The following is a 20012-nucleotide window of genomic DNA, read 5'->3' as shown; positions in this document are numbered from 1 at the left end:
CTCTAAATTCGCAGTTCAGCGGAATAGTCGTGGCGGCGCAGTTCTGCGACGAAGTCGTAGTAGTCGTTGCGGCAGTAGGTGTCGGTGATTTCGATCGGCGTGTTGTCGGCGGTGTAGCCAACCCGGGTCATCAGCAGCATGGCGGTGCCGGGGGCGATGCCCACCAGGCGCGCGAACTCGTCCGAGGCGTTGATCGCCTGCACATGCTGCAAGGCGCGGACGATAGGTTTGCCGATGCTTTCAAAGTATTCGTACAACGAACTGCCCAGGGCTTGCGGCTGCGGCAGCACCGAGGCTGGGACGACGGTCATTTCGATCGCCATCACGGTGTCATCGGCTTTGCGCAGGCGCTTGAGTCGCGCCACTTTGTCGCTGGTCGACAGGCACAGGCGGATCAGTTCTTCGTGGGTCGGCGGGGTGATGTCGCGTTCCAGCCATTGCGAGCTGGGCACAAAGCCTTTGAGGCGCAACATCTCACTGAAGCCCGACAAGCGTGACAGCGGTTGTTCCAGGCGCGGCGTGATAAAGGTGCCGGAACCCTGGCTGCGGCGAATCAGGCCTTGGTCGAACAGCACTTCGAGGGCTTTGCGGGCGGTGACCCGGGAAATGCTCAGTTGCTCACTGAGAGCCCGTTCCGATGGCAGTGCCTGTTCGGACGTCCACTGGCCGGCATGGATCGCCGCTTCGAGCTTGCGCGCCAATTGCAGGTACAGCGGCGTGGATTGTTTGTCGTCGGGGCGCAGGCCCAGGATGGGATTCATCTGTCAGGTTTCCGATGCGGTTATTGGAGTGTTGTCGCCCGGTATTGGCCGGAAATTAATACCACTTAAATACCATGTCAATGCAGCCAAAACGGTGCAAACGCCGGTTTCAGGGCGCTGCAATTGGGCTTGGTATCAAGTGGTATTAGAGAGGTCTATATCGCGCGCAGAACTGCAAAGCCCGCGGGAGTGAACTGGTATTCACCCGCGGGTGCGGGGCAGGGCGGGAAATATTTTCGAATTATTTTACGAACGGTACGAGATTACGGACGAATCTCGATGAGGGTGCCGTCTTTGACCAGGTTCCACACTTCGCGCATATCCACGTTGCGCATGCCGATGCAGCCGTCGGTCCAGTCCAGGGTGTGGAACCATTGTTCCGGGTAATCCTCGGTATCCGGCGTGCCGTGGATCATGATCATGCTGCCGGGGCTCACGCCTTCGCGGCGGGCACGGGCGGCGTCGCTGATGTTCGGGTAGGAAATGTGCATGGCGAGGTTGAAGCGGTCGCTGGTCTTGCGCCAGTCGATCCAGTAGAGGCCTTCCGGCGTGCGGCGATCACCCTCGATCAGCTTATGGCCCTTGGGGTTCTTGCCCAGGGAAATGCGGTAGGTCTTGAACGGCTTGCCGTCGTTGATCAGCTGCAATTGGTGGGCGGACTTGAGCACCAGGACTTTTTCGACAGGCTTGCCGCCCAGGGTTTGCACCGTGGAGGCCGATGACAGGGTAGCGAACGACAGGCAGATAAGAGCAAGCAACCAACGCATTAAAACGGTATCCCCTTAAAGGCCATCTGCCGGAGTGTTATTGGGCGGGCTTGCCCAGCGGCGGCACGGCCTCGCTGCGCACCGGGTACGACTGAAGCCTGCGGTCAGCGAAAAAGCATTCTAGGGTACGCCCGACCGTGCGGAAAGCCAGCTCGGACCAAGGGATGTCGGCTTCGTCGAACAACTGCACTTCCAGGCTCTCGGGGCCGGCGGCAAACTCCAGGTCGAGCAGGTCGGCGCGGTAGAAGATATGCACCTGGTTGATATGTGGCACGTCGATCAGAGTGTAAATATTCATGTTGTGCACGCGGGCGCAGGCTTCTTCCAAGGTTTCGCGCATGGCGGCCTGTTCCACCGTCTCGCCGTTTTCCATGAAACCGGCGGGCAGGGTCCAGTAGCCCAGGCGCGGTTCGATGGCGCGGCGGCACAACAGCACTTTATCGCCCCACACTGGCACGGTGCCAGCGACGATATTGGGGTTCTGGTAGTGAATGGTCGAGCAGTGATCGCACACAAAGCGCAAGCGGCCGTCGCCTTCGGGGATGCGTTGGGTAACCGGTTTACCGCACTGGCTGCAGAAATTCATGCTGGGGTTCCTGGAAAGTGCGTCTATCTTGGCGTGACGGGCAGGGCGCTGCAACAAGTTGTCGTTTAGCGACACCACGCGGGTTTTGGGGTTGGGCGCCCGCGTGCTTTGGTGCATGATGCAAGGTAGCCAACAGACCGAGATGACTCATGCTGGACGAGCTACTTCGCCGGGTAACCAATCACACCCCCCACACGCTGGAAACCGATGGGCGTTTCCCCGAGGCCGCGGTGCTGGTGCCGATTACCCGCAGTGACGAACCTGAGCTGATCCTGACCCTGCGTGCCAGCGGCTTGTCGACCCACGGCGGTGAAGTGGCCTTTCCTGGCGGGCGCCGCGACCCCGAAGACCCGGACCTGATTTTCACCGCGCTACGTGAAGCCGAAGAAGAGATAGGCCTTCCACCCGGCCTTGTGGAGGTCATTGGCCCATTGAGCCCATTGATCTCCCTGCACGGTATTCGGGTTACGCCGTATGTCGGCGTCATCCCCGACTACGTCGAATACCTGGCCAACGATGCCGAGATCGCCGCCGTTTTTAGCGTGCCGTTGGACTTCTTCCGACAGGACCCGCGCGAACATACCCACAGGATCGATTACCAGGGACGTAGTTGGTACGTGCCCAGTTATCGGTTCGGCGAATACAAGATCTGGGGGCTGACGGCGATCATGATCGTCGAGTTGATCAATCTGCTCTATGACGACGCCCAGATCAGCCTGCACCAGCCCCCCAAGAGTTTCATCAACATCTAAGCCATCGCTTGAATGGCAATGCCGTGAGGAAACACCATGAAATACCGCCTGGGCGACGCCCGCGTCGAGACTCACCCTCAGAGCTGGGTGGCACCGAATGCCACGCTGGTGGGCAAGGTCAAGCTGGAGGAGGGCGCCAACGTCTGGTTCAACGCGGTGTTGCGTGGCGACAACGAACTGATCCTGATCGGTAAGAACAGCAACGTGCAGGATGGCAGTGTGATGCACACCGACATGGGCTACCCGCTGACCCTGGGCACCGGTGTGACCATCGGTCATAACGCGATGCTGCATGGTTGCACGGTGGATGATTACAGCCTGATCGGTATCAACGCGGTGATCCTCAACGGCGCGAAGATCGGCAAGCACTGCATCATCGGCGCCAATTCACTGATCGGCGAAGGCAAGGAAATCCCCGATGGTTCACTGGTGATGGGCTCGCCGGGCAAAGTGGTGCGTGAATTGACCGACGCGCAGAAACGCATGCTCGAAGCCAGCGCTGCGCACTATGTGCATAACTCTCAGCGTTATGCGCGGGATTTGGTAGAGCAGGAAGAATGAACCCGATTGAACGCCCCGTCGCCTCGCCGTGCGTGAGTATCTGCGCGTTGGACGATGACGATATTTGCACCGGCTGCCAGCGTACCGTAGATGAAATTACGCGCTGGAGCCGCATGGATAACGCCGAGCGCCGGGTCGTGTTGGGGTTGTGCCATGAGCGGGCGGTGGCGAGTGGATTGGTGTTTATGGCTTCCGGGAAATCTGGCGGCGGATAGACCGCTATCGCAGGCAAGCCAGCTCCCACATGAATGCATTCAAAATGTGGGAGCCGGCTTGCCTGCGATGAGGCCCTCCCAGACGACATATTTCTGAATGTGAAGTAACCTGTGGCCCTTGTTCACAGGTCCCTCGCCCCATGCTCTTCCTGATCGCCTACATCAGCAGCGTCGTGCTGATCAACTTTGCCTTTTCCACCGCCCCGCACCTGGACGTCATCTGGTCGGCCTGGGGTGGCCTGGTCTTCATCCTGCGCGACATGGTGCAAACCCGCTTCGGTCACGGAGCGATCATCGCCATGCTGGCGGCGTTGGTGCTGTCGTATGTCACGTCCGACCCGGCCATCGCCCTGGCCAGCGCCACGGCGTTTGCGGTATCCGAGTGCATCGACTGGCTCGTGTTCAGCATCACCAAACGCCCGCTGCACGATCGCCTGTGGATAAGTTCGGCGCTGAGCATTCCCCTCGACACCTTTATCTTCTTCGGCCTTATCGGCGCGCTCACGCCGGCAGTGGCGGGCACCGCGCTGGTGTCGAAGTTCGCCGGGGTCACGGTCGTGTGGCTGATCATGGCCTGGCGTATCCGCAAGCGGGCCGTCGTCAACTGAGGCCAATTCCTGCAGTTCATGTAAAATGCCGGCCTTTCTCCCAATGATCCGCTCCCCTGAGGACCTGAGATGACCCGAATCGGAACTCCATTGTCGCCAACCGCGACCCGCGTTTTGTTGTGTGGCTGCGGTGAGCTGGGCAAGGAAGTGGTAATCGAACTGCAACGCCTGGGCGTTGAAGTGATTGCCGTGGATCGCTACGCCAATGCGCCGGCCATGCAGGTTGCGCACCGTAGCCACGTGATCAACATGCTCGACGGCGCCGCCCTGCGTGCGGTGATCGAGGCCGAGAAGCCGCATTTCATCGTTCCGGAAATCGAAGCCATCGCCACTGCCACCCTGGTGGAACTGGAAGCCGAAGGCTTCACTGTGATTCCGACCGCGCGCGCGACCTCGCTGACCATGAACCGCGAAGGCATCCGCCGTCTTGCCGCCGAAGAGCTGGACCTGCCGACCTCGCCGTACCACTTCGCCGATACCTTCGAAGATTACAGCAAGGCCGTCCAGGACCTGGGCTTCCCGTGCGTGGTCAAGCCGGTGATGAGTTCGTCGGGCAAGGGCCAGAGCCTGCTGCGCAGCCCCGACGACGTGCAGAAAGCCTGGGATTACGCCCAGGAAGGTGGCCGTGCCGGTAAAGGCCGCGTGATCATCGAAGGCTTTATCGACTTCGACTACGAAATCACCCTGCTGACCGTGCGCCACATCGGCGGCACCACGTTCTGTGCGCCGGTGGGTCACCGTCAGGAGAAGGGCGACTATCAGGAATCCTGGCAGCCACAAGCCATGAGCCCGATTGCCCTGGCAGAATCCGAGCGCGTTGCCAAAGCCGTGACCGAGGCCCTGGGTGGTCGTGGCCTGTTTGGTGTGGAGTTGTTCATCAAGGGTGATCAGGTGTGGTTCAGCGAAGTTTCGCCGCGTCCGCATGACACCGGTTTGGTGACCTTGATTTCTCAGGACCTGTCGCAGTTTGCGCTGCATGCGCGCGCCATTCTGGGCTTGCCGATCCCGTTGATCCGTCAGTTCGGGCCGTCGGCCTCGGCGGTGATCCTGGTGGAAGGGCAGTCGACCCAGACGGCGTTCGCCAACCTGGGCGCTGCGCTGAGCGAGCCGGACACGGCGTTGCGTCTGTTTGGCAAACCGGAAGTGAATGGGCAGCGTCGGATGGGTGTGGCGTTGGCGCGGGATGAGTCGATTGAAGCGGCTCGGGCGAAGGCGACCCGTGCTTCGAAGGCGGTTGTTGTAGAGCTGTAACCGCGTCGCGCCCTTCGCGAGCAAGCCCGCTCCACATTCGATCGCATTGCCAAGTCTGGCACTGATCACAATGTGGGCGCGGGCTTGCTCGCGAAAGCGGTCTATCAGGCAACCTTGTTCAAATCGTTATCCCGCGTCTCTTTCAGGCACAGCACAGCAATCAAGCTGAGCAACGCTGCCGCCGATACATACCCACCGACATAACTCAGCCCACCCATCGCCACCAGCTTGGTCGCGAAGAACGGTGCGGCCGACGCGCCCACGATCCCACCCAGGTTATACGCCGCCGAAGCACCGGTATAACGCACACGGGTCGGGAACAGTTCCGGCAGCATGGCGCCCATCGGCGCGAAGGTCACGCCCATCAGGAACAGCTCCAAGGCCAGGAACAAAGCCACCGCCCAAGTCGAACCGTGAGTCAGCAGCGGCTCCATGGTGAAGCCCGACAGGATTGCCAGGAGCGCGCCGACGATGAGCACCGGCTTGCGTCCGAAACGGTCACTGGCCAAGGCTGCCAACGGCGTCGCCAGGCCCATGAACAAGACTGCAAAGCACAACAGGCCGAGGAAGGTCTCACGGCTGTAGCCCAAGGTGGAGACGCCATAACTCAGGGAAAACGCAGTGGTGATGTAGAACAGTGCATAACACACCACCATCGACGCAGCGCCCAGCAACACCGGCAGCCAATGCTGGCTGAATAATTCCACCAGCGGCACCTTGACCGGGGCTTCCTTGGCGACGGCGTTGGCGAACACCGGCGTCTCATGCAGCTTCAGCCGCGCGTACAGGCCAACCATCACCAGCGCAGCGCTGAGGATGAACGGGATGCGCCAGCCCCAGCTGCGGAACTGTTCGTCGCTCAGGCTCATGGCCAGGATCAGGAACAAGCCGTTGGCTGCCAGAAAGCCGATCGATGGGCCCAGTTGCGGAAACATGCCGAACCAGGCGCGTTTGCCCTTGGGCGCGTTCTCGGTCGCCAGCAGCGCCGCGCCGCCCCATTCACCGCCCAAGCCCAGGCCCTGGCCGAAGCGCAGCACACACAACAGGATCGGCGCCCAGGCCCCGATGCTGTCATAGCCGGGCAGCAAGCCAATCAGCGTCGTACAGACGCCCATCAGCAACAGCGAAGCCACCAGGGTCGATTTACGCCCGATGCGGTCGCCAAAGTGGCCGAACAGTGCCGAGCCCAGCGGGCGGGCGATGAAGGCGATACCGAAGGTCAGGAACGACGCCAGCATCTGCGCGGTACCGGAGGTCTGCGGGAAGAACACTGGCCCGATCACCAGCGCAGCTGCCGTGGCGTAGATATAGAAGTCGTAGAACTCGATGGCGGTGCCGACGATGCTCGCCGTGGCGACTCGTGCGGTCGAGTTGGTCGGGGCGGCGGCGGGCGCGGCCTCGTTGTAGGTAGTGCTCATGGTAGTGTCCCTGATGGTCATTGCGCGTTTGGACGCGGATTATTATTGGTCGATCACCCATGGATCAGGGTTGTGCGCGGGAAGGCTCGGGATGGGAGCGGACGCCGGTCAGACACGATAAAGCGGTGCTTGGACACGCGGGGTGCGGGTAGCACGCGGTCAGGCGCGGCTCTGGTAAGCCGCCCCGATTATAGGAAGGGGGTTGAACATACAACAAGGGGGGCTGGCGAGGATCTACGGTTTGGAGTGGGGTGTATGTGGGAGCTGGCTTGCCTGCGATAAGATCACCTCGCTTTCACTGAATGACCGAGGTGTTTGCATCGCAGGCAAGCCAGCTCCCACATGGACCGAGTTGATTCAGGCAGCGACCGGCATCCGGCTGGTGTGCCAGATCAGCACCTTGCTCACGCGGTTGTCCTCGGTCTCGAGGATTTCCAGGCGGTAGCGACCGATTTTCAGGCAGACCGCGCAATCCGGGATGGTCTCCAGTGCTTCGGTGACCAGGCCGTTGAGGGTCTTGGGGCCGTCGCTGGGCAGGTGCCAGTTCAGGCTTTTGTTCAGCTCGCGGATCGAGGCGGCGCCATCGATGATGTAGCGGCCGTCCGGCTGGGGCTCGATATGCGGGTTGTCAGCACTCTGCTCGCTTTCGAATTCACCGACGATTTCTTCGAGGATGTCTTCCAGGGTCACGATACCCAGCACTTCGCCGTATTCATCCACCACCATGCCCAGGCGGCGTTGTTGCTTGTGAAAGTTCAGCAGCTGCAGTTGCAGGGGTGTGCTTTCCGGGACGAAGTAGGGTTCGTGGCAGGCGGCGAGCAACGCTTCCTTGGTCAGGCTGGCGTCGGGCAGCAGGTGCTGGATCTGCCGGGTATTGAGCACTGCCTGGACCTGGTTGATGTCGCTGTGGAACACCGGCAGGCGCGTACGTTGAGAGGTGCGCAATTGTTCGATGATCTCTTCGATCGAGTCATCCAGGTTGATGCCGTCCACTTCACTGCGTGGCACCAGGATGTCGTTGACGGTGATGTTGTCCAGGGCGTGGATGCCGGGCATGCCTGGGGTGCGGCTTTCGTCGGACTCGGGCTCTGTCTCATCGTCATGGTCGGGCAGCGGTTCGTCGCTCTTTTTCACCACGCCGGATTTACGTGCGAATGGGCGCAGCAGCAACAGGCTGATGCCATTGAGCAGCCAGGCCAGCGGGTAGAGGATTTTCAGCGGCACGCCCAGCAGCGTGTTGCCAAAGCCCAGCACGGCTTGCGGATGGCGGACGGCGAGGGCACGGGGCAGGTAATCGGCCAGAATCAACAGGATTGCGCAGGAAATCATCCAGCCGAGCCAGGGCCCGTTCTGCGCCCAGGCGTAGATCGCCAGTAGCGTGCAGAGGATCACCACGGCGGCGCGACACAGGCTGTTGCACAGGATCAGGCTGTGGCGTGGGAAGCTTAGCCGGGCGGCTGCCTTGTCACCCTGGCGTGTACCGGGGCGCAGGGCCAGCAGGTGTTGTTGCGCGGCTTCAATGGCGGTGAACAGTGCGGCCCATAAGACCAGCAGGGCGATTACCGCGAGCATCGGCTCCAGGGGCAAGTTGTCCATGATCGCTGCCCGTCAGATGTGCAGGATATATTCGCGGACCAGCTTGCTGCCGAAATAGGCCAGCATCAGCAGGCAGAAGCCCGCCAGGGTCCAGCGAATTGCCTTGTGCCCGCGCCAGCCGAGCCGGTTGCGGCCCCACAGCAACACACTGAACACCACCCAGGCCAGACACGCCAGCAGGGTCTTATGCACCAAGTGCTGGGCGAACAGGTTTTCGACGAACAGCCAGCCGGAGATCAGCGACAGTGACAGCAGGGTCCAACCGGCCCACAGGAAGCCGAACAGCAGGCTTTCCATGGTTTGCAGCGGCGGGAAGTTCTTGATCAGCCCCGAGGGATGCTTGTGCTTGAGCTGGTGGTCCTGCAGCAGCAGGAGCAGGGCCTGGAACACCGCGATGGTGAACATGCCGTACGCCAGGATCGACAGCAGGATGTGCGCGAGGATGCCCGGCTCTTCATCAATGACCTGCACCGTGCCGGTAGGGGCGAATTGCGCCATCAACACGGTCAGCATTCCCAGCGGGAATAACAGCACCAGCAGATTCTCGACGGGAATCCGGTAGCAGGCCAGCAAGGTCAGCGCGATGACAGCGGCCGCGATCAAGCTGGCGGCGCTGAAAAAATCCAGGCCCAGGCCGACGGGTGTCATCAAATGGGTAAACAGGCTGGCAGCATGGGCCAGCAGGGCGAGAACGCCCAGGCCTACGAGCAGGCGTTTGTCCGCCTTGGCGCCTTGGGCCAGACGAGTGCCCTGATAGAGAGTCGCAGCGGCATACAAGATGGCGGCGGCGAGGCTGGGTAGCAAACTGGGTGACAAAGGGAGCATAAGTCCTGTTAGGCAAGCCTGAAAGGCGCTGAGTTTGGCATACCCCCGCGTAACACGAAAGACTCTCAGGCCAGACAGCGGGTGTGCATGGCGGCAGTCTTCGCTATAATCCGCGACCTGCCCACGCCGCAGGCTCGCCGAGCGCTGTTTTTAATAGCGATTTACCACAGCCTGGGCCGCCATTACCTCGGTCTATGAATAGGGCCTGAAAGGATCGCGCATGTTTGAAAATCTGACTGACCGTCTCTCGCAGACGCTGCGCCATGTAACCGGCAAGGCCAAGCTGACCGAGGACAATATTAAAGACACCCTGCGTGAAGTGCGCATGGCGTTGCTGGAAGCCGACGTGGCCTTGCCGGTGGTGAAGGACTTCGTCAACTCGGTCAAAGAGCGCGCGGTGGGCATCGAAGTGTCCCGCAGCCTGACCCCGGGCCAGGCGTTTGTGAAGATCGTCCAGGCCGAACTCGAAAGCCTGATGGGCGCGGCCAACGAAGACCTGAACCTCAGTGCCGTGCCACCTGCCGTTGTGCTGATGGCCGGTCTGCAAGGTGCGGGTAAGACCACCACCGCCGGCAAGCTGGCGCGCTTCCTTAAAGAGCGCAAGAAGAAGTCCGTGATGGTGGTGTCGGCCGACGTATACCGTCCGGCTGCTATTAAACAGCTGGAAATGCTCGCTGGCGAAGTAGGGGTGACCTTCTTCCCGTCCGACCTGAGCCAGAAGCCGGTCGACATCGCCAACGCGGCTATTAAAGAAGCCAAGCTCAAGTTCATCGACGTGGTCATCGTCGATACCGCCGGTCGCCTGCACATCGACGAAGAGATGATGGGCGAGATCAAGGCGTTGCATGCCGCGATCAACCCGGTCGAGACGCTGTTTGTGGTCGACGCCATGACCGGCCAGGATGCGGCCAACACCGCCAAGGCCTTCGGCGACGCGTTGCCGCTGACCGGCGTGATCCTCACCAAGGTCGACGGTGACGCCCGTGGCGGTGCCGCGCTGTCGGTGCGTGCCATCACCGGCAAACCGATCAAGTTCATCGGTATGGGCGAGAAGAGCGACGCGCTCGAACCGTTCCATCCTGAGCGTATTGCTTCGCGCATCCTCGGTATGGGTGACGTGCTCAGCCTGATCGAGCAGGCCGAAGCCACGCTCGACAAGGACAAGGCCGACAAACTGGCCAAGAAGCTGAAGAAGGGCAAGGGCTTCGACCTCGAAGACTTCCGCGACCAGCTGCAGCAGATGAAGAACATGGGCGGCCTCGGCGGCCTGATGGACAAACTGCCGAACATCGGCGGTGTGAACCTGGCGCAGATGGGCAATGCCCAGGGCGCGGCAGAGAAGCAGTTCAAGCAGATGGAAGCCATCATCAACTCCATGACCCCGGCCGAGCGCCGTGACCCTGAGCTGATCAGCGGTTCGCGCAAACGTCGGATCGCCATGGGTTCCGGCACCCAGGTGCAGGACATCGGTCGCTTGATCAAGCAGCACAAGCAGATGCAGAAGATGATGAAGAAATTCTCCGCCAAGGGCGGAATGGCCAAGATGATGCGCGGCATGGGCGGTATGTTGCCCGGCGGTGGCATGCCGAAAATGTAAAGTATTCGCGCGCAAGCACGCTTGCGCTCCGACCCACAGGGACGTGGGATCTCCAGCAAACCCGCCGTTGGCGGGCGCTGACTCGCCGTTTTAACCGACGGCTCTATAGCAGATCTGAGTGGCACGCTGATAGGCGCCAGAAAAAGACATTTGCAAAAGTCCGGATATTCCTTAGAATATGCGGCCTTTCGGGCACCTATGCCCGCTGTGCATTTAGATTTGCAGCACCGACTACAGGAACGATGTTCACATGCTAACAATCCGTCTTGCCCTTGGCGGCTCCAAAAAGCGCCCGTTTTACCACTTGACCGTAACCGACAGCCGCAACCCGCGCGACGGTTCGCACAAGGAACAGGTTGGTTTCTTCAACCCTGTTGCTCGTGGTCAAGAAGTTCGTCTGTCCGTGAACCAAGAGCGCGTAGCCTACTGGCTGAGCGTGGGTGCACAGCCATCCGAGCGCGTTGCAAAACTGTTGAAGGACTCGGCTAAGGCCGCAGCCTGAGCAATATGAACGCGACGCCAGCTGTTGCTGATGATTTGATCGTTATCGGCAAGATTTACTCTGTTCATGGCGTTCGCGGCGAAGTGAAGGTGTATTCCTTTACTGATCCGACTGAAAACCTGTTGCAGTACAAGACCTGGACGCTCAAGCGCGAGGGTAGTGTGAAGCAGGTTGAGCTGGTCAGTGGACGCGGGAGCGATAAGTTCCTGGTCGCAAAGCTCAAGGGTCTTGATGATCGTGAGGAAGCTCGTCTTCTGGCCGGTTATGAGATCTGCGTGCCGCGCAATCTGTTCCCTGAATTGACCGACGGCGAGTACTACTGGTACCAGCTGGAAGGTCTGAAGGTTATTGATCAACTCGGGCAATTGTTCGGGAAAATCGATCATCTTCTGGAAACCGGCGCCAATGATGTAATGGTGGTCAAGCCTTGCGCTGGCAGCCTGGATGATCGCGAACGTCTGTTGCCCTATACGGCGCAATGCGTGTTGGCCGTCGACCTGGCCGCGGGCGAGATGAAGGTGGAATGGGACGCGGACTTCTAAGCGTGGCTAATTTGCGCATTGAAGTGATCAGTTTGTTTCCCGAGATGTTTTCCGCCATCAGCGAGTACGGCATCACCAGTCGGGCGGTGAAACAGGGGCTGTTGCAGCTCACCTGTTGGAACCCGCGAGACTACACGACGGATCGACATCACACTGTGGACGATCGCCCATTTGGCGGTGGCCCGGGCATGGTGATGAAGATCAAGCCCCTGGAAGACGCATTGGTTCAGGCCAAGGCCGCTGCCGGGGAGAAGGCGAAGGTAATTTACCTGTCCCCTCAAGGCCGTCAGCTGAAACAGGCTGGGGTCCGCGAACTGGCGAATGAGGAAGCACTGATCCTGATTGCCGGTCGCTATGAAGGCATTGACGAGCGGTTTATTGAAGCTCATGTCGATGAAGAGTGGTCGATTGGGGACTATGTTCTGTCTGGCGGCGAGCTGCCGGCGATGGTCCTGATAGATGCGGTTACACGACTGCTGCCTGGAGCTTTAGGGCATGCGGACTCCGCGGAGGAAGACTCCTTCACGGATGGTTTGCTGGATTGCCCGCACTACACCCGACCGGAGGTGTATGCGGATCAGCGTGTTCCCGACGTATTGCTAAGTGGCAATCACGCACACATCCGGCGTTGGCGTTTACAGCAGTCCCTTGGTCGGACCTATGAACGACGCGCCGATCTTCTGGAAAGCCGCTCGCTTTCTGGAGAAGAGAAGAAGCTGCTCGAGGAATACATCCTCGCGCGGGACGATAGTTAACAACGTATCGATGGTAGGTCCATTGACTTACCTTAGGAGCACAGCATGACTAACAAAATCATCCTTGCACTCGAAGCAGAGCAGATGACCAAAGAGATCCCTACCTTTGCCCCGGGCGACACCATTGTCGTTCAGGTGAAAGTGAAGGAAGGCGACCGTTCGCGTCTGCAAGCGTTCGAAGGCGTGGTAATCGCCAAGCGTAACCGTGGTGTGAACAGTGCTTTCACTGTTCGTAAAATCTCCAACGGTGTTGGCGTAGAGCGTACTTTCCAGACCTACAGCCCGCAAATCGACAGCATGGCCGTCAAGCGTCGCGGTGACGTACGTAAAGCCAAGCTGTACTACCTGCGTGACCTGTCCGGTAAAGCAGCTCGCATCAAGGAAAAACTGGCTTAAGTCCAGCTTCCCGATGCAGAAAAAAGCAGCCTACGGGCTGCTTTTTTGTGCCTGAAATTTGTCTATTTACCGGTATTTATGCATGACCACCCGCTTCGAAGAAATCCAGCGCCGTACCGACCTTTCCGTGACTCACGTGACCAAGGCCGTTTTTCCGCCGACCACCAACCACCACAACACCTTGTTTGGCGGCACCGCCTTGGCGTGGATGGATGAAGTGTCGTTCATTACCGCCACGCGCTTTTGCCGCTTGCCGCTGGTAACGGTGTCTACTGACCGTATCGACTTCAATCACGCGATCCCGGCAGGCTCCATCGTTGAGCTGATTGGCCGTGTGATCAAAGTCGGTAACACCAGCCTCAAGGTCGAGGTGGAAGTATTCGTCGAGAGCATGAGTGCTGATGGTCGCGAAAAGGCGATCCAGGGCGTGTTCAGCTTTGTCGCGATTGATGCCGACAAGCGGCCTGTCCCGGTATTGCCTGGGTTTGTTGACTGATCCTGAACCGCTGTCGAAGGCAAGCCAGCTCCCACATTGAATCAGTGTTGTTCAATCGATCAGGCAAGACACAAAACCCATGTGGGAGCTGGCGTGCCTGCGATAGGATCTACCCGACACTCCAGTCATCAGCTTGAGCCCATATGCCCGCCATTGACCACCCCCTGATCGACCGCTTCCTCGACGCCCTGTGGCTGGAAAAAGGCCTGTCGGACAACACGCGTCAGGCTTACCGCAGCGACCTGGCCCTGTTCAACGGCTGGCTGCAGGAAAAAAACCTTGAGTTGGTCAACGCTGGCCGCGAGCTGATTCTCGACCATCTGGCCTGGCGCCTTGAGCAAAACTACAAGCCCCGTTCCACCGCAAGATTTCTCTCTGGGGTGCGTGGCTTTTATCGCTATCTGTTGCGTGAAAAACTGATAGCAGTCGATCCGACTCTCCAAGTCGACATGCCTCAACTAGGTAGGCCTCTTCCTAAATCTCTGTCAGAAGCCGACGTGGAAGCCTTGTTGGCGGCCCCGGACCTGAGCGAAGCCATCGGCCAGCGCGACCGTGCCATGCTCGAAGTGCTGTACGCCTGCGGCCTACGGGTGACCGAGTTGATCAGCTTGACCCTGGAGCAAGTCAACCTGCGTCAGGGCGTGCTGCGGGTGATGGGCAAGGGCAGCAAGGAGCGGCTGGTGCCCATGGGCGAGGAGGCGATTGTGTGGGTCGAGCGCTACATGCGTGATGCCCGCAGTGAGCTGCTTGGCGGACGCCCCAGCGACGTGTTGTTTCCCAGCCTGCGCGGCGAGCAGATGACCCGGCAGACCTTCTGGCACCGCATCAAGCACCAGGCCAAGGTCGCCGGCATCGGCAAGGCCTTGTCGCCCCACACGTTGCGCCATGCGTTCGCCACGCATTTGCTCAACCACGGGGCGGATTTGCGCGTGGTGCAAATGCTGCTTGGGCACAGCGACTTATCCACAACCCAGATCTACACCCACGTGGCGCGTGCACGCTTGCAGGATATGCACGCCAAGCACCACCCGCGAGGCTGAAAACCGCCAATTTGTCCCGCCACGGGCTGCCCTGCGGCCCAACTGTGGTAGGCTTTGCCGGTTAGCAAAGGGGACGGCCCAGCGCTGTGTTTTTCCAAGCAGTATTCCTTCCCGTCCCTGCATCTGCCTTCAGGAGTTCCCATGCGCTTGACCCAGATTATTGCCGCCGCAGCCATTGCGTTGGTTTCCACCTTTGCGTTCGCCGATGACGCTGCCGAGCAGACCATCCGCAAGAGCCTGGCCAACCTGCAACTCGATACCCCGATCGAAAGCATCAGCGCCAGCCCGATGGCCGGCCTGTATGAAGTCAAGCTCAAGGGCAGCCGCGTGCTGTATGCCAGTGCCGACGGCCAGTACATCGTCCAAGGCTACCTGTTCCAGCTGAAGGACGGCAAGCCGGTCAACCTGACCGAGAAAGCCGAGCGCCTGGGCGTGTCCAAGCTGATCAACGGCATTCCGGTAGCGGAAACCGTGGTTTACCCGGCCATCGGCGAGACCAAGACCCATATCACCGTGTTCACCGACACCACCTGCCCGTACTGCCACAAGCTGCACGCCGAAGTGCCTGCGCTGAACAAGCTGGGCGTGGAAGTCCGCTACGTCGCGTTCCCGCGCCAGGGCCTGGGCTCGCCGGGTGACGAGCAGTTGCAAGCGGTGTGGTGCTCGGCCGACAAGAAAGCGGCCATGGACAAGATGGTCGACGGCAAGGAAATCAAGGCGGCCAAATGTGCCAACCCGGTTTCCAAGCAGTTCGCCCTGGGCCAGTCCATCGGCGTGAACGGTACGCCGGCTATCGTTTTGGCGGACGGCCAAGTGATTCCGGGCTATCAGCCAGCGCCACAAGTTGCCAAACTGGCGCTGAGTGCCAAATAAACCAGCATCGTCGAACCTTTGACGATCATGGCTCGCGGATAAGTCGGCGGGCCATTAATTGAAAGCCGCAGTCGTGCGGCTGTTTTCCACGGCCGACCTAGCGTCGGCCGTTTCATGGGGAGTTCTTCAGTGAAACCGGTCAAAGTAGGCATCTGTGGGTTAGGGACCGTCGGTGGCGGCACCTTCAACGTACTTCAGCGTAACGCTGAGGAAATTTCCCGCCGTGCAGGTCGCGGGATTGAAGTGGCGCAGATTGCCACGCGTTCGCCAAAGCCTCAGTTCGAAACGACCGGTATTGCGATTACCAACGATGTCTTCGCCGTTGCCACCAACCCTGAAATCGATATCGTCATCGAACTGGTCGGCGGTTACACCGTGGCCCGTGAGCTGGTGCTCAAGGCCATCGAGAACGGCAAGCACGTGGTCACCGCCAACAAGGCGCTGATTGCCGTGCACGGCAACGAGATCTTCGCCAAGGCGCGTGAGAAGGGCGTGATTGTTGCGTTCGAAGCCGCCGTGGCCGGTGGCATCCCGGTGATCAAGGCGATCCGTGAAGGCCTGTCCGCCAACCGCATCAACTGGGTGGCCGGCATCATCAACGGCACCGGCAACTTCATCCTCACCGAAATGCGCGAGAAGGGCCGTACCTTCGAAGACGTGCTGGCCGAAGCCCAGGCCCTGGGTTACGCCGAAGCCGACCCGACCTTCGACGTGGAAGGGATCGACGCGGCGCACAAGCTGACCATCCTGGCGTCCATTGCCTTTGGTATCCCGCTGCAGTTCGACAAGGCCTACACCGAAGGCATCACCAAGCTGACCACCGCCGACGTGAACTACGCCGAAGCCCTGGGCTACCGCATCAAGCACCTGGGCGTGGCGCGTAGCACACCGGCGGGTATCGAGCTGCGTGTGCACCCGACCCTGATCCCGGCCGACCGCCTGATCGCCAACGTCAATGGCGTGATGAACGCCGTGATGGTCAACGGTGATGCGGCAGGTTCGACGTTGTTCTACGGCGCCGGCGCCGGCATGGAGCCCACCGCTTCGTCGGTGATCGCCGACCTGGTCGACGTGGTTCGCGCCATGACCAGCGACCCGGAAAACCGCGTGCCGCATCTGGCCTTCCAGCCGGATTCGTTGTCGGCCCACCCGATCCTGCCGATCGAAGCCTGCGAAAGCGCTTACTACCTGCGCATCCAGGCCCAGGATCACCCGGGCGTGTTGGCCCAAGTGGCGAGCATCCTGTCGGAGCGCGGTATCAACATCGAGTCGATCATGCAGAAGGAAGTCGAGGAGCAAAACGGCCAGGTGCCGATGATCCTGCTGACCCACCGCGTGCTCGAGCAACACATCAACGATGCCATCGCCGCCCTGGAAGCCCTGCAAGGCGTGGTCGGCCCGGTGGTGCGGATCCGCGTCGAACACCTGAACTAATGGTTTTGCTGCAAGGGCCCCGCAGGTTCGGCGGCCCTTGTTCAAGAATGCTCTAGAGGAGCCAGTCATGCGTTATATCAGCACCCGCGGCCAGGCACCGGCCCTGAATTTCGAAGACGTTCTGCTGGCAGGCCTTGCCACTGACGGCGGCCTGTACGTGCCGGAAAACCTGCCACGCTTCACCCAGGAAGAAATCGCTTCGTGGGCCGGCCTGCCGTACCACGAACTGGCGTTCCGGGTGATGCGCCCGTTCGTCACCGGTAGCATTCCGGATGCGGACTTTAAAAAGATTCTGGAAGAAACCTATGGCGTGTTTTCCCACAACGCCATCGCACCGCTGCGCCAACTGAATGGCAATGAGTGGGTCCTGGAGCTGTTCCACGGCCCGACCCTGGCGTTCAAGGATTTTGCCCTGCAACTGCTGGGGCGCCTGCTCGACTACGTGCTGGAGAAGCGGGGCGAGCGCGTGGTGATCATCGGCGCCACCTCCGGTGACACCGGCTCGGCGGCCATCGAAGGGTGCAAGCACTGCGAAAACGTCGACATCTTCATCCTGCACCCGCACAAGCGCGTGTCGGAAGTGCAGCGTCGCCAGATGACCACCATCTTTGGTGAAAACATCCACAACATCGCGATCGAAGGCAACTTCGATGACTGCCAGGAAATGGTCAAGAACAGCTTCGCTGACCAGAGCTTCCTGAAGGGGACGCGCCTGGTGGCGGTGAACTCGATCAACTGGGCGCGGATCATGGCCCAGATCGTTTACTACTTCCACGCGTCCCTGCAGTTGGGCGGTCCGGCGCGTTCGGTATCGTTCTCGGTGCCGACCGGCAACTTCGGCGACATCTTCGCCGGTTACCTGGCGCGCAACATGGGCCTGCCGATCAACCAGTTGATCGTTGCTACCAACCGCAACGACATCCTGCACCGCTTCATGAGTGGCAACCAGTACGTCAAGGAAACCCTGCACGCGACCCTGTCGCCGTCCATGGACATCATGGTCTCGTCGAACTTCGAACGCCTGCTGTTCGACATGCACGGTCGCAACGGCGCGGCCATTGCCGGCCTGATGGATAACTTCAAGCGCGGCGGCGGTTTCAGCGTTGACGAAGAGCGCTGGACCGAAACCCGCAAGCTGTTCGACTCCCTGGCCGTGGATGACGCCCAGACCTGCGAAACCATCGCAGAAGTCTACGCCCAGACCGGCGAGCTGCTTGACCCACACACCGCCATCGGCGTGAAGGCTGCCCGTGAGTGCCGTCGCAGCCTGGACATCCCGATGGTGATCCTCGGTACTGCACACCCGGTCAAATTCCCGGAAGCGGTGGAGAAGGCCGGCGTTGGCAAGGCGCTGGAGTTGCCGGTGCACCTGGCTGACCTGTTCGAGCGTGAAGAGCGTTGCACAGTGTTGCCGAACGACTTGAAGGCGGTGCAGGCGTTTGTGAGCCAGCACGGCAACCGTGGTAAGCCTTTGTAAGGCGAATCGCGCAAACAAAAACGCCGCTTGCCCTTCCTTTGGGCCGCGGCGTTTTTTGTTTATGGGCAGCCGTTTTTTCCCTGTCATGTTGCAAGTGCATGCTGGAATCCGTCACCCCCTGACGGCCCCATAAAGACGATAAAGCGAACTTTCCTACGTCACAAACAGTCACTTAGGATAGATGCAGCTCCCGTTGAAACGATTGTTCCCGAACTATTGAGTGGTGATCGAGATGGAAAGTATCAGCCTATTGCTCGAAGAAGCACTGAGCCCCTATCAGGTTACGCTGACCACCTCTGGTGTGCAGGACGAGTGCCTGGTATCCGTGAAGAATCCTGGCGGCGCCATCGTGGTCGAGCGTGAAGTCGACCGCGCCCAATTGATGGACAAACGCATGCTGGTGGATGTCGTGGATTGCCTGCTGCGCGACATCAAAATTGCTGAAGGGCGTCTGGAACCCTCGGTCATTGCAGCCTTGCGCAACGCAGCCCAGACCCGCAGCGCCACTGCCGCATGAAGAATTGTTTAGCTGTGGAAACTTCCTACACTGTGGTCGGTCAGATTTCGTAACAGCAAGAGCAAGCATTGTGCTCCGGTGTTTGTGGCTTGTTGTACTGGTCTTTACTGATCACGTTTAACCCCGAAGTGTCTCCCCACGCTCCGGGGTTTCTTTTTGCCCGGGATTTGTCAAGGCGCGTCCTGGTAGAACAGCGGATGGTCGTGCAAATACTGCGCACGCAGTGCCGGATCCAGCCAGGCGGCGTAGGCGTGCAGTAGCTGAGCCTGCGGTAGTTCACCCACTACCTGGTTGATGCGCTGGATCGCCTGGTGACCCTGGGGCGTGTCCGAGCAACCGATATGGATACGCTGATAGGGCGTGGCACCGGCAATCGGATAGAACGCCAAGGCCTGCGGGTCGATACCCTGGTGCAGGGCGTGATAGCGGATTTCGGTCCAATAGCCCAGCACTGCCTCCAACCGCCCCAGGCGTTGCATTTGCAGCAGGCTGCCCAACGCATCGTTGCCGTAGTGCATCACGCGTTTGTGGGCGTCGGTGTGTTCCAGCACGCCATCGATGAACGCACCGTAGCTGCGCTCGGCGACAACGCCCAGCCGGGTGTGGTCATCCTGCAGGATCGCCGTCAGGTCGACCCGTTCCTGAGCGACCAGCGGCGCCAGCACCTCACGGCGATCCTGGCGCACCACCACGCCGTTGCTGACGATGGAAAACGCCGGGCGCGAATACACCACCCACTTGGCCCGCTCTGCGGTCCACAGCATGGTGGGGTCGCAGGTGAAGGCGGGCGCCTGGAGCATCTGCAAGCCGCGTGCGCGGTTGACGTGCAGCACCTTGTGCCGGTACTCGGGCAGGCGTTCCATCAGCATCGGCAGCAATTCGTCGATGGCGCCCTGGCCTTTTTGCGGGCCGTCGAAGATGGTCAGCGGCGGCAGGTCGCGGATCAGCCAGGTCAAGGTTTCGGCCGCCTGGGATGCCAGCGGCAAACACACCAGCCAAGGGCCGCACAGGCCCAGGAGCCAGCGACGCAGCATTAGCGTGGA

Annotated in this window: 23 protein-coding genes; 16 read left to right on the top strand and 7 right to left on the bottom strand. The window is 60.3% G+C overall.

Annotated elements, in window-relative coordinates; genetic code table 11:
• Positions 1-2: 2 nt before the first annotated feature.
• The 3 genes from AB4N92_RS06785 to AB4N92_RS06775 form a co-directional block, all read right to left on the bottom strand.
• A complete protein-coding gene (locus AB4N92_RS06785; RefSeq protein ID WP_010207963.1) occupies positions 3-761 on the bottom strand; it encodes a GntR family transcriptional regulator in 759 nt (252 codons plus the stop codon).
• Positions 762-1024: 263 nt separating this feature from the next.
• Positions 1025-1528 carry a L,D-transpeptidase family protein gene (locus tag AB4N92_RS06780; protein ID WP_021492263.1) on the bottom strand — a complete coding sequence of 168 codons (504 nt, stop codon included), beginning with the start codon at positions 1526-1528 and terminating at the stop codon, positions 1025-1027.
• Between the two features lie 37 nt (positions 1529-1565).
• Entirely contained in the window at positions 1566-2114 is a 549-nt protein-coding gene (locus AB4N92_RS06775; RefSeq protein ID WP_010207968.1) for an NUDIX hydrolase, read from the bottom strand.
• A gap of 149 nt (positions 2115-2263) precedes the next feature.
• Here AB4N92_RS06775 and AB4N92_RS06770 point away from each other — a divergent pair, with 149 nt between their 5' ends.
• The 5 genes from AB4N92_RS06770 to purT all read left to right on the top strand — a co-directional run bounded on the left by AB4N92_RS06770 (position 2264) and on the right by purT (position 5501).
• Positions 2264-2866, top strand: a complete 603-nt coding sequence (locus AB4N92_RS06770; RefSeq protein WP_010207970.1) for a CoA pyrophosphatase — start codon at positions 2264-2266, stop codon at positions 2864-2866.
• Positions 2867-2902: 36 nt separating this feature from the next.
• Entirely contained in the window at positions 2903-3427 is a 525-nt protein-coding gene (locus AB4N92_RS06765; RefSeq protein ID WP_010207972.1) for a gamma carbonic anhydrase family protein, read from the top strand.
• Positions 3424-3642, top strand: a complete 219-nt coding sequence (locus AB4N92_RS06760) for a DUF1289 domain-containing protein (RefSeq protein ID WP_010207973.1) — start codon at positions 3424-3426, stop codon at positions 3640-3642. Before AB4N92_RS06765 ends, AB4N92_RS06760 begins: the two co-directional genes overlap by 4 nt.
• 140 nt (positions 3643-3782) lie before the next feature.
• Entirely contained in the window at positions 3783-4250 is a 468-nt protein-coding gene (locus AB4N92_RS06755) for a VUT family protein (protein WP_010207975.1), read from the top strand.
• Between the two features lie 69 nt (positions 4251-4319).
• Positions 4320-5501 (top strand): formate-dependent phosphoribosylglycinamide formyltransferase, encoded by a 1182-nt coding sequence (gene purT / locus AB4N92_RS06750; RefSeq protein WP_010207976.1) that lies wholly within the window; start codon positions 4320-4322, stop codon positions 5499-5501.
• 104 nt (positions 5502-5605) lie between these two features.
• Here the strand turns inward: purT and AB4N92_RS06745 are convergent, their stop codons facing one another.
• The 3 genes from AB4N92_RS06745 to AB4N92_RS06735 form a co-directional block, all read right to left on the bottom strand.
• Entirely contained in the window at positions 5606-6919 is a 1314-nt protein-coding gene (locus AB4N92_RS06745) for an MFS transporter (RefSeq protein WP_010207979.1), read from the bottom strand.
• 357 nt (positions 6920-7276) lie between these two features.
• Positions 7277-8515: a transporter associated domain-containing protein gene (locus AB4N92_RS06740; RefSeq protein WP_047542944.1), complete on the bottom strand. Its 1239-nt coding sequence runs from the start codon at positions 8513-8515 to the stop codon at positions 7277-7279.
• 12 nt (positions 8516-8527) lie between these two features.
• Entirely contained in the window at positions 8528-9340 is an 813-nt protein-coding gene (locus AB4N92_RS06735) for a cytochrome C assembly family protein (protein WP_016977712.1), read from the bottom strand.
• 220 nt (positions 9341-9560) lie between these two features.
• On the opposite strand from AB4N92_RS06735, the gene ffh reads away from it, so the two are divergent.
• From ffh to AB4N92_RS06680, 11 genes are all read left to right on the top strand, one after another.
• Positions 9561-10937 (top strand): signal recognition particle protein, encoded by a 1377-nt coding sequence (gene ffh, locus AB4N92_RS06730; protein ID WP_460129592.1) that lies wholly within the window; start codon positions 9561-9563, stop codon positions 10935-10937.
• A gap of 250 nt (positions 10938-11187) precedes the next feature.
• Positions 11188-11439 (top strand): 30S ribosomal protein S16, encoded by a 252-nt coding sequence (gene rpsP / locus AB4N92_RS06725; RefSeq protein ID WP_003175899.1) that lies wholly within the window; start codon positions 11188-11190, stop codon positions 11437-11439.
• A gap of 5 nt (positions 11440-11444) precedes the next feature.
• On the top strand, positions 11445-11981 hold the full coding sequence (gene rimM / locus AB4N92_RS06720; RefSeq protein ID WP_010207983.1) for a ribosome maturation factor RimM: 537 nt from the start codon (positions 11445-11447) through the stop codon (positions 11979-11981).
• The gene (trmD, locus tag AB4N92_RS06715; protein WP_016977714.1) at positions 11963-12736 is read left to right on the top strand and encodes a tRNA (guanosine(37)-N1)-methyltransferase TrmD; all 774 of its coding nucleotides are present in this window, start codon (positions 11963-11965) and stop codon (positions 12734-12736) included. Before rimM ends, trmD begins: the two co-directional genes overlap by 19 nt.
• A 45-nt stretch (positions 12737-12781) precedes the next feature.
• Positions 12782-13132, top strand: a complete 351-nt coding sequence (rplS, locus tag AB4N92_RS06710; protein WP_003175895.1) for a 50S ribosomal protein L19 — start codon at positions 12782-12784, stop codon at positions 13130-13132.
• A gap of 82 nt (positions 13133-13214) precedes the next feature.
• Positions 13215-13628 (top strand): acyl-CoA thioesterase, encoded by a 414-nt coding sequence (locus AB4N92_RS06705; RefSeq protein ID WP_010207985.1) that lies wholly within the window; start codon positions 13215-13217, stop codon positions 13626-13628.
• Between the two features lie 143 nt (positions 13629-13771).
• A complete protein-coding gene (gene xerD / locus AB4N92_RS06700; RefSeq protein WP_010207986.1) occupies positions 13772-14668 on the top strand; it encodes a site-specific tyrosine recombinase XerD in 897 nt (298 codons plus the stop codon).
• A 141-nt stretch (positions 14669-14809) separates the two neighbouring features.
• Positions 14810-15541 carry a thioredoxin fold domain-containing protein gene (locus AB4N92_RS06695; RefSeq protein WP_010207987.1) on the top strand — a complete coding sequence of 244 codons (732 nt, stop codon included), beginning with the start codon at positions 14810-14812 and terminating at the stop codon, positions 15539-15541.
• A 129-nt stretch (positions 15542-15670) separates the two neighbouring features.
• Positions 15671-16975 (top strand): homoserine dehydrogenase, encoded by a 1305-nt coding sequence (locus tag AB4N92_RS06690; protein WP_010207988.1) that lies wholly within the window; start codon positions 15671-15673, stop codon positions 16973-16975.
• A 67-nt stretch (positions 16976-17042) separates the two neighbouring features.
• Entirely contained in the window at positions 17043-18452 is a 1410-nt protein-coding gene (gene thrC / locus AB4N92_RS06685) for a threonine synthase (RefSeq protein WP_042571215.1), read from the top strand.
• Positions 18453-18684: 232 nt separating this feature from the next.
• The gene (locus AB4N92_RS06680; RefSeq protein ID WP_010207990.1) at positions 18685-18969 is read left to right on the top strand and encodes a DUF3509 domain-containing protein; all 285 of its coding nucleotides are present in this window, start codon (positions 18685-18687) and stop codon (positions 18967-18969) included.
• Positions 18970-19139: 170 nt separating this feature from the next.
• Here AB4N92_RS06680 and AB4N92_RS06675 read toward each other — a convergent pair whose 3' ends face one another.
• Positions 19140-20003 (bottom strand): TIGR02285 family protein, encoded by an 864-nt coding sequence (locus AB4N92_RS06675; RefSeq protein WP_044287820.1) that lies wholly within the window; start codon positions 20001-20003, stop codon positions 19140-19142.
• Between the last annotated feature and the right edge of the window lie 9 nt (positions 20004-20012).

The organism is Pseudomonas sp. S3_A09, assembly GCF_054668065.1.
This window is presented reverse-complemented; position numbering and strand designations above follow the sequence as displayed.

Coding starts and splice junctions, on each gene's coding strand:
- AB4N92_RS06755 (WP_010207975.1), top strand. CDS start 3,783: ATGCTCTTCCTGATCGCCTACATCAGCAGCGTCGTGCTGATCAACTTT.
- xerD (WP_010207986.1), top strand. CDS start 13,772: ATGCCCGCCATTGACCACCCCCTGATCGACCGCTTCCTCGACGCCCTG.
- thrC (WP_042571215.1), top strand. CDS start 17,043: ATGCGTTATATCAGCACCCGCGGCCAGGCACCGGCCCTGAATTTCGAA.
- AB4N92_RS06695 (WP_010207987.1), top strand. CDS start 14,810: ATGCGCTTGACCCAGATTATTGCCGCCGCAGCCATTGCGTTGGTTTCC.
- AB4N92_RS06675 (WP_044287820.1), bottom strand. CDS start 20,003: ATGCTGCGTCGCTGGCTCCTGGGCCTGTGCGGCCCTTGGCTGGTGTGT.
- AB4N92_RS06705 (WP_010207985.1), top strand. CDS start 13,215: ATGACCACCCGCTTCGAAGAAATCCAGCGCCGTACCGACCTTTCCGTG.
- rpsP (WP_003175899.1), top strand. CDS start 11,188: ATGCTAACAATCCGTCTTGCCCTTGGCGGCTCCAAAAAGCGCCCGTTT.
- AB4N92_RS06765 (WP_010207972.1), top strand. CDS start 2,903: ATGAAATACCGCCTGGGCGACGCCCGCGTCGAGACTCACCCTCAGAGC.
- rimM (WP_010207983.1), top strand. CDS start 11,445: ATGAACGCGACGCCAGCTGTTGCTGATGATTTGATCGTTATCGGCAAG.
- AB4N92_RS06775 (WP_010207968.1), bottom strand. CDS start 2,114: ATGAATTTCTGCAGCCAGTGCGGTAAACCGGTTACCCAACGCATCCCC.
- AB4N92_RS06770 (WP_010207970.1), top strand. CDS start 2,264: ATGCTGGACGAGCTACTTCGCCGGGTAACCAATCACACCCCCCACACG.
- AB4N92_RS06740 (WP_047542944.1), bottom strand. CDS start 8,515: ATGGACAACTTGCCCCTGGAGCCGATGCTCGCGGTAATCGCCCTGCTG.
- AB4N92_RS06785 (WP_010207963.1), bottom strand. CDS start 761: ATGAATCCCATCCTGGGCCTGCGCCCCGACGACAAACAATCCACGCCG.
- AB4N92_RS06780 (WP_021492263.1), bottom strand. CDS start 1,528: ATGCGTTGGTTGCTTGCTCTTATCTGCCTGTCGTTCGCTACCCTGTCA.
- purT (WP_010207976.1), top strand. CDS start 4,320: ATGACCCGAATCGGAACTCCATTGTCGCCAACCGCGACCCGCGTTTTG.
- rplS (WP_003175895.1), top strand. CDS start 12,782: ATGACTAACAAAATCATCCTTGCACTCGAAGCAGAGCAGATGACCAAA.
- AB4N92_RS06745 (WP_010207979.1), bottom strand. CDS start 6,919: ATGAGCACTACCTACAACGAGGCCGCGCCCGCCGCCGCCCCGACCAAC.
- AB4N92_RS06680 (WP_010207990.1), top strand. CDS start 18,685: ATGGAAAGTATCAGCCTATTGCTCGAAGAAGCACTGAGCCCCTATCAG.
- trmD (WP_016977714.1), top strand. CDS start 11,963: ATGGGACGCGGACTTCTAAGCGTGGCTAATTTGCGCATTGAAGTGATC.
- AB4N92_RS06760 (WP_010207973.1), top strand. CDS start 3,424: ATGAACCCGATTGAACGCCCCGTCGCCTCGCCGTGCGTGAGTATCTGC.
- ffh (WP_460129592.1), top strand. CDS start 9,561: ATGTTTGAAAATCTGACTGACCGTCTCTCGCAGACGCTGCGCCATGTA.
- AB4N92_RS06735 (WP_016977712.1), bottom strand. CDS start 9,340: ATGCTCCCTTTGTCACCCAGTTTGCTACCCAGCCTCGCCGCCGCCATC.